Here is a 17169-nt window from a genome sequence, read left to right on the forward strand (position 1 = left end):
ATCTACTATGTAAAATAGTCTCCTTAGGGCTTAATCGGGCGAAGAACCACAATCCCAACTTGCGCTTTAATGCCCATGCTATACTCCTGTAAATCGGGTGAAATCTTGACTTTCCCACTTCCAGAAGATGCGTGCATAAAGCCTTTGGAGCCATCCGGGTTCGCAACCACAAAGCCGGTATGTGTTACATCTAAACCGTTAAGGTTGGTAGCGGTTGCCAGAATATCGCCTGCTTGGAGTTTGCTGTAAATCTTGCGTAGGTTGGTTTTTGGAACATAGAACAACTGAACGCCTTTAAGCCGTTGCTCCATTTGCACAATTTCTTGATACAAGGCATCGTTCCCAATTAATTGCGGGTAGCTGCCTCGGTGCGTGCTCATAAAGTTTAACGTTTGTTTAGACTGCACAAGGCCCGCTCCTTGCCCCACTTCTTTGGTCACATCTTTAATGCGGTTGTGCGCACTATTTTCTAAAATCCAATCGGTGAAATAATGTAGGCGCGTACCATATCCTTGTTTACCATCTTTATACCGAATAGCACGAAGGGTAGCCTCAAAGTTTTGGTAATTGGTATCGTTTCGGGCAATTTGTGTAGAGAGGGCGGTCACGGTTTCCACCAGCAACAAACAGTCGAAGGCAGAAAAATTTACCACCAGCGGTTCTTTGGAGGTATCTTTATCCAGTAAACCACCTACATAGGGTTGGCCGATGAATTTCTTGCCGACCTCCACCAAGATTTCGTTGAAGGGTCTTGCGCCGAGTTGTTGCGTAGCAGCCCAAGCCATCAATGCGTTAAAGGCGGCTTCTTGGGCATTATTTGTGGAGGCAGTAGGGGAGTCTGGAATCATTTCTGTTCCGTTCAACTTGTTTTCTAGGGCAGTAGTTACCGCTTTTGCGTTCCGATTGGCTTCTTCAATTTTGGCCATTTGCCCGCGTGTGGGGTCTTGACAGGCCATGAAATGAATCATGAGCAAAATAATCCACAGTGGAGACAAGGTGGGGAATAGACCAGAGAAAGAGGCCAAGGTAGCGGTTTTCATGTCGGTTTGTAGCAGGTGATTGGATATATGTCTTCGTACATCATACACGGCATACGGTTCCGGTTTTTTTGATTTTTTTAAAGGGTGCTTCATCGGTGGTCCCTGTGGTCAATAGAAACGCGGGTTGCAGAATTTTGCAAGTTTTATTATCCGTTTGTGATCTGTTCGATCCGTTTTTATCCGTAGTCCTTCCCTTGTTTCCAAAGATGAAATACACAAAATAAAAAAATCGTGGCCATTGGTCATCTTTTGATCAGGCCGTGTAAACTCATCGGAACGCTGATAGACAGAGGAAAGGCTGTACAGGGAATGATCCTTTGTATGGCCTTTTCTCGTTCTAAGCATTAGAATCGTTTTGCACAACCGCTAAACCAACACAAAGCCATGAAAACTTCCCGTTTGGTTGTGACCGCCGAGTTATTTGCGTTAGCGCTGATGCTTTGGGCTTATCTGGTCATGCAACTCTAACTTCGCGAGGGCATGGATGTCCTTGTCCTGAGCAATTAAAAAGGTACCGCTTTAGATCGTTCATCCCCTTTGGATGGGTTGAAGACAGGTATTTTAATGCTGTAGGCTTCTGTTTTTATCGGTGACAGAGCCTTCTTTTGTTGGGAATTGGGTTGGCTGAAGAAATCCATGAAAGTATCTTTGCCATAAATTCCGATGAAGGGTGGATCATTTGCTTTTCTACTTCGTATTAAATTGATACTTTATTCACCACCCCTGACTCTTCTAAATTAAAATAATGATGAAAAGCAACATTCAATTTGCGATTAACGATCAAATACAAGCCGAGTTTGAATCTGCCTATCTCTATCTGGCAATGGCTGGTTATATGGAATCCCTAAACCTAAGTGGTTTTGGGCATTGGCTCCGTTTGCAGTGGCAAGAAGAAACCTTGCATGCCACAAAACTCTTTGACTTTCTGCTCAAACGGGGTGGAAAAGTGGAACTTAAAGCGATTGCTGCCCCACCTGCGTCTTTTGGTACACCACTTCAGGTTTTCGAGGCAGTATTGCAGCACGAACAACACATTACCCAGCGCATTCATAAATTGTATAGCTTAGCGGTTTCTGAAAAAGATTTTGCCTTGCAAACACTGATGCATTGGTACATAGATGAGCAGGTGGAAGAAGAAGATAATGCATCGCAAATTATTGAAAAACTTAAACTTATTGGTGGATCTGGACCGAGTTTATACCTTTTGGATGTAGAATTGAAAAACCGCCAACCAGAGGCTGAAGCCGCAAAATAAAGGTTAGCTCATCAAGCAATAAAGACTGTTCCGTTTGGGCAGTCTTTTTTTGTTCCCTTTTTCTACTCATGGCTTTAATGTTTGTGTGGAAGCGCTACTGAAAGCGGTTTTATGTAAACATTTTAAAATTATACACTTAAAAAACGTTTTTATGCTAAAGCAAGACATCTTTTTGCCAGCTAAATCGTTAAACCACATGCATAGCGAATAGGTATTCCCAAATGGGTAACCATGTCGCACTTTGTTTCACAAAACCATATGGTATGAACGCATTTATCCCATATTCCCTGTGTCGGTATGATCAATTTTTTGAATCTCCCAAAAAGCCAGCGAAAAAGCGTGCAGACAAACGCCTGTCCTTTAAAGCGCCTTCGCCCTTAAATCCATTAAATAGGCGGTTTAAAAAATGGATTAGTAAACAGATCCCTTGGCCTTTGGTTGTGCGCCCAAGTATGTAATACTTTTTTGGGTAATTAGTTGGGAAGTCCGGAGGGGTGTAGTACCTTTCCGGACAAACCTTATGCGCATGGCAGTACGATCTCGTTTTAAGATGTTCTCCGATCCAGTACATGGCTTTATTTCGGTACCCAAAGGGCTAATTCTTGATTTGGTGGAAACACCGGAAGTGCAACGATTGCGTCGAATACGGCAATTGGGGCTTGGACATATGGTTTTTCCGAATGCAGAACACAACCGTTTTGGTCATGCCTTGGGCGCAATGGCCTTGATTTCGGATGCCCTGCAACATCTTTCTGAAAAAGGAACGCTGGTTTCCAAAAAAGAAGCTGAAGCGGCTATGGTTACCGCACTGCTACATGACGTGGGGCATGGGCCGTTTTCGCATACCTTGGAGCATGTTTTTTTTGAAGACTTCCACCACGAACAGATGAGCCGAGCGCTGATGGCCGATCTAAATGACCGTTTCGGTGGTAGATTACAACGCGCATTGGATATTTTTGATGATTGCTACGAACGGCCTTTTTTTCACCAACTTATTGCCAGCCAATTGGATATGGATCGGTTGGATTATCTCCGTCGCGATTCCTTTTTTACGGGTGTGGCCGAAGGCGTTGTGGGTGTGGAGCGCATCATTAAAACCATGCGGGTACATCCTTTGGAAGGCGGCCCAGATGCCCGATTGATGGTGGAACGGAAAGGTCAATATGCCGTGGAAAACTACCTGATTGCACGGCGGCTAATGTATTGGCAGGTTTATTTACATAAAACCGTTATTGCTGCTGATATTGCATTGAAATCGGTTATCGAATATGCTCGTAGGTTGGCGTTAAAACCTGCTTCTCCGGCGTTTGCCTTTTTCCTCGGTCAGCGGCTGAACGAGAAAGACGTTGAAGACCCGAATGTGCGGAGGCAGTTTTGTGCGCTCGATGACACAGATGTGGAGTTTAGCATCAAAGTTTGGACGCAGGCGCACGATCCCGTTTTGTCTGACTTGGCCGACCGATTTGTGAACCGAAGGTTACTCCGTGTACAATTTGGCGAGCAACCACCTTCAGAAACGGTGCTCCAAAAAATTCGGTCACGTGTTATAGACTGGCTTACGAAGACCAAGCACCTATCGGGTACCAAGGCCGAAAATGTCTTACCTTTTTATTTTGAACATAAATTGGTACGGGTAAAAGGCTATGGAAAAATAACAGATACAATACAAGTAGTAGATCGGTATGATCGGGTTATGGAACTTTCTGCTGTGGCCGATAACGCCATCATCCGGGCCTTGGCAGAACCACAGGAAAAATGGTATATCGCCTTTCCTAAGGAGGTGGAAGTGGAAGATGTGTGGATGAACTAATCCGGAGCCGATACCCTTAATGGTGTAGAACCCAGCTCGGAGGCTTGTGCAAGCGCTATTGTCAAGGACTCGAAAGAAGGCCAATTTGTACGGGTTAGTTCAAAGACTTCCGGCCCGAAGTTTACGGTGCAGCGGTCTGGGCTTTTGGCCATAAATCCCGTAACCCAAAAAGGTGCCCCGGAAAGCCCTTGAGAAACCTCCCAAATGGTTCGAATGTGTGCCACGTCTTCTTCAATGATGATCTCTGCTGGTTGACGGTGTACATATCCGGTTAGCCAGCCATAAAGTGCCAGCGCACCCAAGCCCAATCCGCCAAGTAAATATGGTAAACCATCATGTCCTTGCAGGGCGGTTAGCAAAGTGAAAAACATCAGGGTTCCCATCCAGCCCAGCCATAAGGGGAGCCACAGGGTCTGGGTAGATTTTATATAGGAAGAACCCTCCTGAAAAAATGCGGAACGAAAATAATGGGGCGGCGATGCGATAAGAGTAGTCGTTTCCATATGGCGTGTATGCAGTATTGTTTCCTTAAAGTCTGAGACGTCTAAAGGTTCCGGTTTAAGGCGGAAATTATGCGCATACAAGAATCTCACCTGAAGCCATGTGACCAAATTGTTAAGCGAAGCGGCAAGAAAATACATTCACCTTCTAAAGTCCTTAAGTCATGACTCAGCTATACAAAGTTATGGCTATCTGTTTTGTCCTCACAAACATAATTGTTGATAATAAAACAGTAGCACAAAATTTGCCTGCTCAAATGCAGTTCACTTCAGGCGGTACCATGTTGAAAACAGGAGGCCGTGACTTGGGCGGTTTATACGACGAAAGCATCATCCGAACCATTGAATTGAATTTCTCCGAATCCAATTGGTGGGCGCTACTCACCCAAAATTACGCCTCTAAAACGGATCTGATTGGTACAATGACCGTAGGTGGGCAGACCTTTCAAAAAGTAGGTGTTCGCTTTAAGGGACAAACCTCTTATAATACCGGAACTTCCCAAAAAAAATCGTTTAACATTACGCTGGATGCGCAGGTAGAAGACCAAAACTGGTTGGGCTACAAAACCTTGAACCTGAACAATGCGTTTGATGATCATTCATTTATGCGGGAAGTGCTATACCTCAAGCAAATCCGGAAGCACATTCCGGCTGCACAAGCGAATTATGTGAAGCTAATGATCAACGGCGTAGATTGGGGAATTTATGCCAATGTACAGCAGTTGGACAAAGCCTTTATCCGAGAATGGTTTCGGAACGACAATGGGACCCGGTGGCGTGCAGATGCACCCACAACCGGAACGGGTGGACCTGGTGGGCCTGGGGGTGGTGGCTGGGGCGATGGAACAGCTGCCATCAACTATTTAGGGACCGATACCACAGCCTACCAAAAATACTATACCCTGAAATCAACAAAAAGGAGCAAGCCTTGGGAGGATTTGGTGCAGGCCGCTGCCACTCTCAACAATACGACATTGACAGACCGTACCACACAATATCCGGTTTCACTTGATGTGGATCGGATTCTATGGCACTTGGCCAGTGAAGACCTGTTTTCGGATGATGATAGCTACATCTACAAAGGGAAAATGGACTATTATCTGTATTGGGATAAAGAAACAGGACGATTGCTGACGCATGAATACGACGGAAATAGCGTTATGAAGTCCAATACTTCATCATGGAGTCCGTTTTATAATGAAACCAAGGTCAATTACCCGCTCATGAACAAAGTCTTGGCTGTACCCGCTTATCGCCAGCGGTATTTGGCTCATCTGCGGACTTTGATGAAAGATGCGTTCGATCCAGTTTCGATTGGGGCACAGATTGATACATATTTCAACTTGATTAAAGAGCCGATAAATGCAGACCCCAAAAAACGCATGACCTACACAGCTTTTACGAATGAAATTCAGGTGCTAAAAAATTTTGTCAATAACCGGAGAACGGCACTATTGGCCAATGCAGAGGTGAGCCGGACCGGAATTACCTTAGATGGCGTAACCCTGACATCCGATTTGGGTGCTGGGAAAGCGCCTGCGCCATTAAAACCTGCCCGGATTACCGTCAGGGCAACCGGAAATGCCAAAGGGATAAACCTATATTTTGGAAATGGTTTGGAGGGTACATTTACACAAGTGGCTATGGTTGACGATGGCTTACATAATGATGGGGCAGCCGGTGACCAAGTCTATGGAGCCGAAATTCCGGGCTATGGTGCGGGTTCCTGTGTACGATATTATTTTGAAGGCATTGCAAATGATGGTTTTCAAACAGCAACGTATCTGCCGGAAGGAGCTGAACACGAACTGTATGTTTATCAAGTACCCATTCAAGCGATCTCAGCTACAACGGTGGTCATCAATGAACTGATGGCGCAAAACACAAAAACAGTTGCCGACGAAGTTGGGGAGTATGAAGACTGGATCGAACTATACAATACAACGAATTCTAATATTGACTTAAGTGGTTATTTTTTAACGGATAAAGAAGATAATATAGGAAAATGGACGTTGCCTAATGGCACCATTATTCCGGCAAACGGATACCTAATTGTATGGGCAGACGAGAACGGAAGCCAAGGTGCGCTCCATGCAAACTTTAAGTTATCGGCATCCGGTGAAGCAGTTATCTTGTCTGATCCTGCCAAACAAATTGTGGATCAGGTAACATTTGGTGTACAGGAAGCAGATAAAAGCTATGCCCGAAACCCAAATGGAATAGGTAATTTTGTGATACAAAATCCAACATTCAAAAACGACAATACCGGAACAACCGCTACCCAAACCGAACCCATTGCACGTTTTCAACTCGCCACCTACCCTAATCCGGTCCGCGACCAACTTCATGTAAAAGTTCAATCGGTCTCTAACAAACCTGTTGCCCTTAAACTCTATAATATTCTGGGCCAGATGGTTTGGCAGGGCGAAGCACAAGATCAGATTTTGGTAAACCTGTCAGGATTTCCAACAGGTCTGTATATCTTGAGAAGCCCAAGCCATCAACAAAAAGTGATGGTGGTGCGCTAATGGTCTATTAAAGCATCATAAAGGACGGATCTTTTGGGATTCGCCTTTTTTTGTGTCTTTTCCCGTTAAAATTCTTTTGCTCTCATGGCTCCGGAATAGCGATCTTAGACCATATGTTACCTAACCACACCTTTTATACCTCTCACGAATCGGAACCTCTCCGAAACCTCGTGGTACTGGGTTCAACCGGTTCCATTGGTACACAAACCCTTGAAATTGCCTGCCTCTTTCCGGAGAACATTCGTATTGTAGCGCTTACGGCGGGGAAAAATGCGGATCTCCTCATTCGGCAAGCCCAACAGTTTAAGCCAAAATTGGTGGTCATCGGGGATGAAACGCAGTATGCATACGTTCGTGAAGCCCTACATGGAACGCCCACCAGGGTGGCAACTGGCGCCGAAGGGATCGAAGAAGCTGCAATCCATCCGGATGCAAATTTGGTGGTGGCAGCCATGGTCGGCTATGCGGGTTTGGCACCAACGATTGCTGCGATGAAAGCCGGAAAAGATATTGCCCTTGCCAATAAAGAAACCTTGGTGGTGGCCGGCAAACTAATTGCAGAACTGGCCCGACAAACGGGAACCGCTGTATTACCTGTGGATTCCGAACACTCCGCAATTTTTCAATGCCTGTTGGGTGAGCCTGAAAAAGCGGTAGAAACCTTAATCCTGACGGCCTCTGGAGGCCCCTTTCGGACACGCTCCGCCTCCGACTTTGCCACCATCACCAAAGCCGAAGCCTTAAAACACCCAAACTGGGACATGGGGGCAAAAATCACCATAGACTCCGCAACCATGATGAACAAGGGGCTGGAAGTGATTGAAGCCCGGTGGCTGTTTGATATTGAACCTGAAAAAATTCAAGTAGTAGTGCATCCACAATCCATTATCCATTCGATGGTCTTGTTTTGTGATGGCTCTACGAAGGCCCAACTTGGCGTACCAGATATGAAAGTACCCATTCAATATGCCCTGACCTACCCCCGACGTTGGGCGGCACCACATGAACGGCTTAACTGGTCTCAGATTCGGTCGTTGGAATTTGAAACCCCAGATTTTGATAAGTTCCCATCCCTCCGTTTGGCATTCGAGAGCCTAGACAGGGGAGGCGTGGCCCCGGCAGTGCTCAATGCGGCTAACGAGGTGGCAGTGGGGTTGTTCTTACAAGAAACCATTCGTTTTGCCGATATTCCAGCCCTTGTGGAAAAAGCCCTTGGACGGATCCAGCATGAGGGAGGCATAGATTTAGACGTGCTTCGGTCTGTGGATTCTGAAACAAGACGTTTTGTTGGGGAACTTGTTTAGCCGATAGTGCATTTTAACCCCGCCTTTCGTATTTTCCGAAGTTTTAACAACCATCCAAAAAATTCATGCAGGATATATTGAGTTCTTTAGGCTCTGTTGGAAATGTATTAACCTATGTTTTCTGGGTGATTCTCGCACTGTTTATTCTGGTGCTGGTTCATGAAATGGGGCACTTCCTCTCTGCCAAAGCATTTGGAATGCGGGTAGAGCGGTTTTCAATCGGTTTTCCTCCCAAGATTCTTGGTAAACAAATCGGTGAAACGGAGTATGTAATTGGGGCAACCCCTTTAGGGGGGTACGTCAAAATCTCTGGAATGATTGATGAGAGTATGGATACCGGCTTTGTGGAAGGGGTACCTGAGCCTTGGGAATTCCGGGCCAAGCCAGTCTGGCAAAAGATGGTGGTCATAACCGCCGGGGTTATTTTTAACATGATTCTCGCAATCATTATCTTTTCTACCCTCAAACTTACGTATGGCGAACCATATATCCCGATTGAGCAAATTGCGCAGTTTTCGGTGGAGGAAGGCTCTTTGGCCTATGATATGGGGCTGCGGACGGGGGACCGCATCGTTGCCGTGAATGGGAAACAGGTGAAACGACATACCGATATCTTGAATATTGGTGTCTTGATGGCCGATAATCCTTCGATTACAGTGAATCGGAATGGTAATAAAATTACCTTGAATGCCCCTCCGGCGATGGTTTCTAAACTATCCAAAGCACAAGGAAATTTTGGGATCACGCCCTATTTCCATTCTCGCATTGGCGAAGTGGTTCCAGACATGCCCGCAGAAAAAGCAGGGCTTAAGGCAAATGACAAAATTGTGGGGATTAACGGAAATCCGATTCGCTTCTGGGAAGAAATGACGGATGCGCTTAAAAACTCCCAAGGCAAACCGCTGGACGTTAAATGGGTACGGAGTGCGAAAAATGGCGTCAATGATACGCTTTCTGCGACCATCGTTCCCAAGAAAGAAGGCGAGTCATACTTATTGGGTGTTGGACGATCTGCAACTGCAATTGAATACTTTTCGTTGGGAGGAGCCATTGCCGCAGGTACACGCGAAACCTGGACCAATGCTACGGGAACGCTGCTGATGTTCAAAAAACTGATCATGGGTCAGGAAAATGTCCGGGATGCGCTTGGTGGCCCTGTGATGATTGCGCGAGAAACCAAACGCGCAGCAGACCAAGGGGCTTATTCTTTCTGGCGTATCGTGGCCTTGCTTTCCGTCACCCTTGCCGTTGTCAATATCCTGCCTATTCCGGCGCTGGATGGTGGACATCTGGTCTTTTTGATCTATGAAGCCATTGCCCGAAAAGAACCTTCGCCGCGCTTCCGGATGATTGCACAGCAGGTGGGGATGGTTCTCTTGCTTGCATTGATGGTTTTCTTGGTATTTAATGATGTCTTACGCATTCTGTAATTAAAAAGACCTTATCTTCTCTTGATTAAAGCTCCTGCTTTGGTTTTAAGGCAGGAGCTTTTGTTAAAAGAACCGAAACTTCCCTATTTGGGAGGGAGACCACATGGAAACCGAAGTTATTCGTCTCTCTAAGACAGAACAGACCATAGAAGACCGGAATCGTCAGCATTCTCTTAAGAAACAGGGTGAAATTCCGGAACACATCGCCATTATTATGGATGGAAATGGGCGATGGGCAAAAAAACAAGGTTGGAAGCGTGTGTTTGGGCATCGGGAAGGCATTCACTCCGTTCGCGACATCACCGAAGCGTCTGCGCAATTGGGGGTAAAATTCCTAACCCTATATACCTTTAGTGCCGAAAATTGGAACCGTCCGCAAGAAGAAGTGAGGGCATTAATGGAATTGCTTGTTACAACAATCCGTAAAGAGGTTCCTGTTTTGGATGAGAACAATATCCGTGTCAATACCATCGGAGACAGAGAGGCATTACCTCCTCTGGCCCGACGGGAAATGGACGAAGCCATGCAGATTACCGCAAAAAATACAGGTATGACACTAACCCTTGCACTTTCTTATAGCGGAAGGCAAGAAATTGTAGAAGCGGCTCGTAACATAGCAAAAAAAGTGTCTAACGGCATGTTGTCTGCCGAGGCTATTACGACTGATATTCTAGCACAACACCTGTACACCGCCACAATACCAGATCCATCCCTTATGATTCGCACAGGAGGGGAAATGCGTGTGTCCAACTTTTTGTTATGGCAAATTGCCTATACGGAATTTTATATCACGGATACCTATTGGCCAGATTTTCGGCGGGCTGAGCTATACCAGGCGGTGGCCGAGTATCAGCAGCGCGATCGGCGCTTTGGTGGAGTGAAAACCTAAATTAGCCCCCACATACAATAACACGCGATGTGTATCCGTTCTTTTCCGGATACCATTTTGTCAAACCGGATGATTCTACGGATGCGCGGGTTATCCATCCCTTTTGTCCCTCTTAGGTTAACAGACTTTGAAACACCCATTTTGTATGTTCAGAATTTTAAGTAGTTTAATACTAACCTTTTGTTTATTGATCAATTTGGTTCATGCCCAAACGACCCAACCAGAACCGAAATATCGCATTCTGGGCATTACCGTTGAAGGGGCTTCCGACGAGAATACCCGTCGGGTGGTGTCTCAGTCGAGTGGTCTTGCAGTAGGGCAAGAGGTCACCATTCCCGGAGACGAAAAGTTTTCGGATGCGGTTAGAAGGTTATATCGTCTGGGATCTTTTTCCGATATTTCGGTGGTGGCAGAACGGATCATTGATCAGGGTGCCTACTTGGTCATTCGGGTTAAGGATGAGCCGTTATTGGGGGAATATGCAATTACGGGTGTCCGAAAGTCCCAGAATGACGAACTCCGCAAGAAAATTGATTTATTACGAGGCAGACCTGTTAAGCCTGCGGATGTTGCCGTTGCTCGTCAACGCATTTTGGACCATTTTCAAGCCAAGGGAAACAGCTTGGTAAAAGTGGAGGTGGAAACCAAAATGGGTGATGATGGACGGAAAAACCTAACATTTAAGGTTGAACGTGGCCCCACATTGGAGGTCAAACAAATTGAAATCGTTGGGAATGAGTCCATTTCAAGCGCCCGCATCAAACGTAAAATGAAAGACGTGAAGGAAGATAAGTGGTGGCGCTTTTTTAAAAAAAATACGTTTAACCGTGATAAGTTCGATGAAGCCCTTACTAAAGTGGTGGGAATGTACACCGAAAGAGGGTTTTATGCTGCTCATGTCGTGAAAGATTCCGTGTTTGTCTTTAGAGATGAAAAAGGAAAACCAGGCATGAAAGTTCGTTACGTACTGAATGAAGGTCCAAAATACCACATCCGTAAAATTGATTGGAACGGCAATACCGTTTATACCGATGATCAACTCTCCGTTGCATTGGGTCTTCAGAAAGGACAACCTTATAATTCTAAACGGTTGGAACAAAACCTGTATATGACCAAAGAAGGGTCCGATGTTTCCAGCCTTTATATGAACCGAGGATACATGCAATTCCGTGTGATGCCAGAGGTTTTACAAGTCCCGGGTGATTCATTGGATCTGGTGTTTGATCTCTTCGAGGGGGATGTATTTCGGTTCGGGCAAATTAATATTGCGGGCAATTCTAAGACGAAAGACCACGTAGTCCGCCGCGAACTCAATACCGTTCCCGGCTCCATCTTTAGCCGTAGTGACCTGATAGACAGCCTAAACCGTCTGTCTCAACTCAAGTACTTTGACCAGCAAAAATTGTATGGGGCCGATGCCATTGGTCAAAATATTGATCCCGAAAAAAAGACGGTGGACATTACATATAATCTGGCAGAGGTCAGTACAGATCAACTTCAGTTTTCTGGCGGCTGGGGAGGTTCTACGGTGGGGCTTATCCTCCAACTGGGAGTGACCTTTAATAATTTTTCTATTCAGAATACCTTTAATAAAAAGGCATGGAAACCGCTCCCTGCCGGAGATGGTCAGCAGTTTGCCGTCAGTGTTCAAGCAAGTGGTCGTTCTTATCAAAGTGGTAGCATTTCGTTTACAGAACCTTGGTTTCGTGGCAAACCACGTCCTATCGGTTTGTCGGTTTCTTATAACCGGTATAACCTAAATGCCTTACGCTATAGCAGCTACTATGGCCTTCCGATTGAGCAAGAGGAAACAACCGATAAACGGGAATTCTCAACGATTTCGGCCCAAGGGTCTTATGGACTTCGTTTGGCTTGGCCTGATCCTTACTTCCAGACTTCTTCCGCATTGGCGTATCGGCGGTATAACGTAAATTTCACCGGGGTAACGTCCTATTATGGATTACCTGTGGGCATTAATCAAGAGGTCTCTTTTACCCAGAGTCTGTCGCGAGATACACGGTTTCCAGCCATTTTCCCAAGAGAAGGCTCTAGTGCCGTCCTTTCGGTCTCCGTTGCACCGCCAATCTCTAATTTTATTCAGTACCACAAATGGAATTTTAAAAGCAATTACCTGATTCCCATAACCGGAGGTCTTTCTTTTTCGGCCAGTGCAGACTTTAGCTATGTGGGTTCACTAAATAGCAAAAAGCCGAACTTCGGCCTCTATCAAGTGGGTGGAGGGCCAATGGATTCACAGTATAATTATGATTTTGGGACGGAACGGGTGTTTTTACGGGGGTATCCTCTTTCCACAATCACACTGTTTCAATCGGACGGCTCACGAATTGGCGGAAGTTTATTAAACAAATACACCACCGAGTTGCGCCTTTTGGCTGTTCGCTCGCAGCAATTTACGCTTGAGCCATATGTGTTTTTTGATGCGGCCAATGTATATGATGGATTCGCCGCATGGAGCCCGTCCAGTTTGTACCGCTCTCTCGGAGTAGGTGGGCGGATATTTTTACCAATTCTTGGCATGGTGGAAGTTAGCTATGGGCGTAACCTTGATCCGTTTATTGATGGAACCAGCATGAATAAAGGAAGTTGGAGGCCTCAATTCACGATTGGTGGAAGTTTTTAACGGATAAAAGAGAGAAAATCTTTTTTGTCTTTTCGTGAAACAATGCGGCACCCTCATCACCCAAGCTGTATCTTTCATTATCTAAACCATTTTGCCATGAAGAAAAGTATCTTCCTTATCGCGTTTATCGCACTTGTCTGGAACACGGATAGCGTTTTGGCACAACAAAAAATTGCGTACATTCGCTCCGAGTTCATTCTTGGTAAATTACCGGAATATGCCAGTGTGCAACAAAAATTAGATCGCCTAACCCAAGACTGGGAAGGAGAACTACGCCGTAAAAAGCAAGAAAATGACGAGCTATTCCGTGAATATCAGGCGCGAGAGCTATTATACACCCCCGAAAACCGAAATGCCAAACGCCAAGAAATCATCGAAAAGGAACGGGTACTCGAAGACCTGAGACGTCGCTATTTTGGACCAGAAGGAGAGTTGTTCAAACAACAAGAAGGCTTGATGAAGCCCATACAAGAGCGTGTGCTTACAGCAGTCGAGAAAGTGGCCCAACGAGATGGCTATGACTATGTATTTGATAAAAATGGCGACTTTGTATTTGTCTTTACGAAAGATCAGTTCGACCTGAGCGAACTTGTTTTGAAAGAACTGGGGATAGATTTGCGTAATATCAATGCACAGCCTCGCCCTAACCGAGACTGATCTCCTATTGAACCTTGTAACCTAAATCTTTGATAAACCAAACATCATGAACCACATTAAAAAGGCGTTTTTCCTCTTGGTCGTGCTCCTAGGAGTAAGCCAATCCCCAGTAGCAGCACAAACCCCAAAAATCGGTTATACTGAGCCGGGGCTTATTCTAACCCAAATGCCGGAGTATCGCTTAGTTTTACAAAAGTTAGATGCCGAATACCAGATGAGCGACGCCGAAATCCGCCTCAAAGCCCAGGAGTTTCAGACTAAATTGGACGACTATCAGCGGAAAGCCGCTTTTATGTCGGACTCTACGAAGGCACAAACCGAACGGGAACTCACTTCGTTGCAGGAAGCGGTCCAGCAAATGCAGCAGGACAAAACCCAATTGCTGCGTCAAAAAGAAAGTGAAATGCTTCAACCACTTTTTGACAAAATCTCGGAGGCCATCAATACCGTTGCAAAAGAGAAAAATTTAGAATATGTCTTCTCTACACGAGTTTCGGAGTCTGGGCCAGTGTTGCTTTATTCCAAAGACGAGTCTGCCGACATCACACGGGCCGTAATGGAGAAGTTGGGCATCAAAGTAGAGGCAGCAACTCCTGCCGCCAATAAACCTGCTTCCAACGGGAACAGGCCTGCCCCTTCGGGCAACAATAAGCCCAAAAACTAAACGATTGGTATTTAACGGCTCTTTCCTTTTGGCAAGGGCCGTTTTTTTTGTTGTGCCCAGTCCTAAAATTGCCTAAATTCCGCAATAGGTAAAAACCATTCAGCCCTTTTACCGTCCTTTTCCCACCATGTATGAATTATAAAACTTGCAGCCAAGAGGTTACGAAGTGCTCTGTTTTTGCGGCTTCAAAGACACCCTTTTGTTTTTTATGCAAAACAAAGCGCTTTTTTTAACGCTAAAGGTTTAAAAAATCGTACATAGTGTTGTGGCTGATTGCGAAATAAACTATTTTCGCCGAAACGTTTTCTTTAAAACCCTATTCCATTAACCTAAACATCATAACAAAGGTATGGCAACCAACACGAAAACCGCCAAAAAGACCAGTGCAGGCTTTCCGGTAGCACTTGTAATCCCAGTGATCTTTATCATAACCTGGTTGATTTACTTGTTCGTACTCGGAGACGGAAGTAACTTCCAAGGTGGCAACAATGCAAACGAACCATTACCGGGGAATTATCTGGGCGTGGTGTATAAAGGGGGCTTTATTGTACCCTTCCTGATGGGATTCTTACTTATTGTAGTCGTCGCGATGCTCGAACGCTTCTTTACGCTGAATAAAGCCAAAGGAAAAGGTTCTATCGCTGCTTTTGTACGTAAAATCCAAGCCTATCTCCATGCAAATGACGTAGAAGGCGCCATTGCTGAATGCGATAAACAACGCGGCTCCGTAGCAAACGTCGTTCGCAATGGCTTGGTAAAATATGGCCAAATGCAAAACGATTCAAGTTTAAGCATGGATCAGAAAGTAGGTGCTATTGCTTCTGAAATTGAAGAGTCCACCTCGTTGGAATTACCGATCTTGGAAAAAAACCTTCCAATTTTGGCCACCTTGGCACCTACCGCCACTCTCCTCGGTCTGATCGGTACAGTACTTGGGATGATCAAAGCTTTTGCTGCACTTGCAAACGCTGGTGCACCAGATGCTGGCGCGCTTGCTACAGGTATCTCGGAGGCCCTGATCAATACTGCTCTGGGAATTTCCACTTCCTTCTTTGCCATTATTGCATACTCTTACTTCACAAATAAGATTGACCAGATGACCTATGGCATTGATGAAGCCAGTTTCTCGATGCAACAAACGTTTACCAACATGAACCGTTAACCAGACGGTTTCTCTGAACCCGTCCACATTTAACCCTAACGGATTATGCCAAAAGTCAATATTAAACGTAAGAGTACCGTACTCGACATGACGGCGATGGTGGACGTTTCTTTCCTGTTGCTTACGTTCTTCATTATGACCACCCAGTTCCGCTCGCCAGAGCCGATCATTGTGGATACGCCGTCTTCGATCTCGGATACCAAAGTACCTGATATGGACATTATGACCATTTCAGTGGACAAAGAGGACAAAATCTATTTTACCATAGACAATCCTAAGTACCGAGAAGCCTTGCTCGACAATATGCGCACCAAGTACCCCCAACTCCAACTAAATGCAACCCAAAAGAAGCATTTTGTTTATGGAAGTTCGGTGGGTTCACCCATTAGCCAATTGCCAAGTCTCCTAAATAATCCTCCTGCAGAACATGCCAAAATTAAACAATTAGGAATTCCTGCAGACTCCACCAACAATGAGTTGGGGAATTGGATTGTTCAGGGCCGATTTGCGAACCCCAAAGTTCGTATAACGGTTAAGGCGGATGCGAGTGCAAAATATCCGACCATCAAAAAGGTGATTAAGACGCTGACAGAACGTGACATCAACAAATTTAACCTGATTACGGACTTGGAAGAGAAACCCAAGAACTTGTAATCTGTCCTTTTTTAACCGCTAAATGTAAACAAAAATGGCAGATATAGAACCGAGTGGTGGTCAGGAAAAAGGTGGGAAGAAACGATCTAAAAAGTTGTCCACCCGCGTTGATTTTACGCCGATGGTGGACCTTGCCTTTCTCTTAATCACCTTCTTCATGCTGACTACTACGTTTGCCAAGCCGCAAGCGATGGAAATCAACATGCCGGAAAAGGAAAAGCCTGGAGACCCGGCTCCTCCCGAAGTAAAAGCATCCACCGTGATGACCTTACTTTTAGGGAAAAATAATAAAATCGTTTATTACGAAGGGTTGCCTGAAGAAGGGGCTAATACGAAAACTGAGGTGACCGACTTTGGTGCCAATGGAATTCGGAAAGCCCTGATCAAGAAAAAACAAGAGGTAGATGCCCGTGAAGACAAAAAGGACAAAACCCTTGTTTTGATTAAGCCTTCTGACGACAGCAATTACCGGAATTTGGTGGATAGCATTGATGAAATGGCCATTACGGGCATTAAGCGTTATGCGATCATCGAATTGCAACCCGTAGAAAAAGACTTGCTAAAAAAAGCTGGTTATTAAAACAATAAGTTAACTCCCGTTTCGTTATAATGATAGATTACGTAATCTTTCCTAT

14 protein-coding genes are annotated in these 17169 nt (G+C 45.3%); 12 read left to right on the plus strand and 2 right to left on the minus strand.

Annotated elements, in window-relative coordinates:
• Window positions 1–23: 23 nt before the first annotated feature.
• Window positions 24–1040, minus strand: a complete 1017-nt coding sequence (locus tag JNN12_17495; protein MBL7980135.1) for a DUF1460 domain-containing protein — start codon at window positions 1038–1040, stop codon at window positions 24–26.
• A 745-nt stretch (window positions 1041–1785) separates the two neighbouring features.
• On the opposite strand from JNN12_17495, the gene JNN12_17500 reads away from it, so the two are divergent.
• Both JNN12_17500 and JNN12_17505 read left to right on the plus strand, forming a co-directional pair.
• Window positions 1786–2295: a ferritin gene (locus JNN12_17500; protein ID MBL7980136.1), complete on the plus strand. Its 510-nt coding sequence runs from the start codon at window positions 1786–1788 to the stop codon at window positions 2293–2295.
• A gap of 526 nt (window positions 2296–2821) precedes the next feature.
• Complete coding sequence (locus JNN12_17505; protein MBL7980137.1) at window positions 2822–4105, plus strand: HD domain-containing protein; 1284 nt, start codon at window positions 2822–2824, stop codon at window positions 4103–4105.
• Here JNN12_17505 and JNN12_17510 read toward each other — a convergent pair.
• The gene (locus JNN12_17510; protein ID MBL7980138.1) at window positions 4102–4608 is read right to left on the minus strand and encodes a hypothetical protein; all 507 of its coding nucleotides are present in this window, start codon (window positions 4606–4608) and stop codon (window positions 4102–4104) included. The two genes, JNN12_17505 and JNN12_17510, sit on opposite strands and share 4 nt — an antisense overlap.
• Window positions 4609–4862: 254 nt before the next feature.
• Here JNN12_17510 and JNN12_17515 point away from each other — a divergent pair, with 254 nt between their 5' ends.
• The 10 genes from JNN12_17515 to JNN12_17560 all read left to right on the plus strand — a co-directional run bounded on the left by JNN12_17515 (window position 4863) and on the right by JNN12_17560 (window position 17114).
• The gene (locus JNN12_17515; protein ID MBL7980139.1) at window positions 4863–7133 is read left to right on the plus strand and encodes a CotH kinase family protein; all 2271 of its coding nucleotides are present in this window, start codon (window positions 4863–4865) and stop codon (window positions 7131–7133) included.
• 113 nt (window positions 7134–7246) lie between these two features.
• A complete protein-coding gene (locus JNN12_17520) occupies window positions 7247–8437 on the plus strand; it encodes a 1-deoxy-D-xylulose-5-phosphate reductoisomerase (GenBank protein ID MBL7980140.1) in 1191 nt (396 codons plus the stop codon).
• Between the two features lie 65 nt (window positions 8438–8502).
• Window positions 8503–9867, plus strand: coding sequence for an RIP metalloprotease RseP (gene rseP / locus JNN12_17525; protein MBL7980141.1), 1365 nt, complete (start codon window positions 8503–8505; stop codon window positions 9865–9867).
• A gap of 103 nt (window positions 9868–9970) precedes the next feature.
• The gene (locus JNN12_17530) at window positions 9971–10756 is read left to right on the plus strand and encodes an isoprenyl transferase (GenBank protein MBL7980142.1); all 786 of its coding nucleotides are present in this window, start codon (window positions 9971–9973) and stop codon (window positions 10754–10756) included.
• 145 nt (window positions 10757–10901) lie between these two features.
• Window positions 10902–13397, plus strand: coding sequence for an outer membrane protein assembly factor BamA (gene bamA / locus JNN12_17535; GenBank protein ID MBL7980143.1), 2496 nt, complete (start codon window positions 10902–10904; stop codon window positions 13395–13397).
• A gap of 96 nt (window positions 13398–13493) precedes the next feature.
• Window positions 13494–14054 carry an OmpH family outer membrane protein gene (locus tag JNN12_17540; GenBank protein MBL7980144.1) on the plus strand — a complete coding sequence of 187 codons (561 nt, stop codon included), beginning with the start codon at window positions 13494–13496 and terminating at the stop codon, window positions 14052–14054.
• Window positions 14055–14100: 46 nt separating this feature from the next.
• Complete coding sequence (locus JNN12_17545) at window positions 14101–14718, plus strand: OmpH family outer membrane protein (protein ID MBL7980145.1); 618 nt, start codon at window positions 14101–14103, stop codon at window positions 14716–14718.
• Window positions 14719–15067: 349 nt separating this feature from the next.
• Entirely contained in the window at window positions 15068–15880 is an 813-nt protein-coding gene (locus tag JNN12_17550; GenBank protein MBL7980146.1) for a MotA/TolQ/ExbB proton channel family protein, read from the plus strand.
• A 45-nt stretch (window positions 15881–15925) separates the two neighbouring features.
• Window positions 15926–16534 carry a biopolymer transporter ExbD gene (locus JNN12_17555; protein ID MBL7980147.1) on the plus strand — a complete coding sequence of 203 codons (609 nt, stop codon included), beginning with the start codon at window positions 15926–15928 and terminating at the stop codon, window positions 16532–16534.
• A gap of 34 nt (window positions 16535–16568) precedes the next feature.
• Complete coding sequence (locus JNN12_17560) at window positions 16569–17114, plus strand: biopolymer transporter ExbD (protein ID MBL7980148.1); 546 nt, start codon at window positions 16569–16571, stop codon at window positions 17112–17114.
• Window positions 17115–17169 lie beyond the last annotated feature (55 nt).

Source organism: Bacteroidetes Order II. bacterium (assembly GCA_016788705.1).
Classification (GTDB): Bacteria; Bacteroidota; Rhodothermia; order Rhodothermales; family UBA2364; genus UBA2364.

Coding starts and splice junctions, on each gene's coding strand:
- JNN12_17495 (MBL7980135.1), bottom strand. CDS start 1,040: ATGAAAACCGCTACCTTGGCCTCTTTCTCTGGTCTATTCCCCACCTTG.
- JNN12_17500 (MBL7980136.1), top strand. CDS start 1,786: ATGATGAAAAGCAACATTCAATTTGCGATTAACGATCAAATACAAGCC.
- JNN12_17505 (MBL7980137.1), top strand. CDS start 2,822: ATGGCAGTACGATCTCGTTTTAAGATGTTCTCCGATCCAGTACATGGC.
- JNN12_17510 (MBL7980138.1), bottom strand. CDS start 4,608: ATGGAAACGACTACTCTTATCGCATCGCCGCCCCATTATTTTCGTTCC.
- JNN12_17515 (MBL7980139.1), top strand. CDS start 4,863: ATGCAGTTCACTTCAGGCGGTACCATGTTGAAAACAGGAGGCCGTGAC.
- JNN12_17520 (MBL7980140.1), top strand. CDS start 7,247: ATGTTACCTAACCACACCTTTTATACCTCTCACGAATCGGAACCTCTC.
- rseP (MBL7980141.1), top strand. CDS start 8,503: ATGCAGGATATATTGAGTTCTTTAGGCTCTGTTGGAAATGTATTAACC.
- JNN12_17530 (MBL7980142.1), top strand. CDS start 9,971: ATGGAAACCGAAGTTATTCGTCTCTCTAAGACAGAACAGACCATAGAA.
- bamA (MBL7980143.1), top strand. CDS start 10,902: ATGTTCAGAATTTTAAGTAGTTTAATACTAACCTTTTGTTTATTGATC.
- JNN12_17540 (MBL7980144.1), top strand. CDS start 13,494: ATGAAGAAAAGTATCTTCCTTATCGCGTTTATCGCACTTGTCTGGAAC.
- JNN12_17545 (MBL7980145.1), top strand. CDS start 14,101: ATGAACCACATTAAAAAGGCGTTTTTCCTCTTGGTCGTGCTCCTAGGA.
- JNN12_17550 (MBL7980146.1), top strand. CDS start 15,068: ATGGCAACCAACACGAAAACCGCCAAAAAGACCAGTGCAGGCTTTCCG.
- JNN12_17555 (MBL7980147.1), top strand. CDS start 15,926: ATGCCAAAAGTCAATATTAAACGTAAGAGTACCGTACTCGACATGACG.
- JNN12_17560 (MBL7980148.1), top strand. CDS start 16,569: ATGGCAGATATAGAACCGAGTGGTGGTCAGGAAAAAGGTGGGAAGAAA.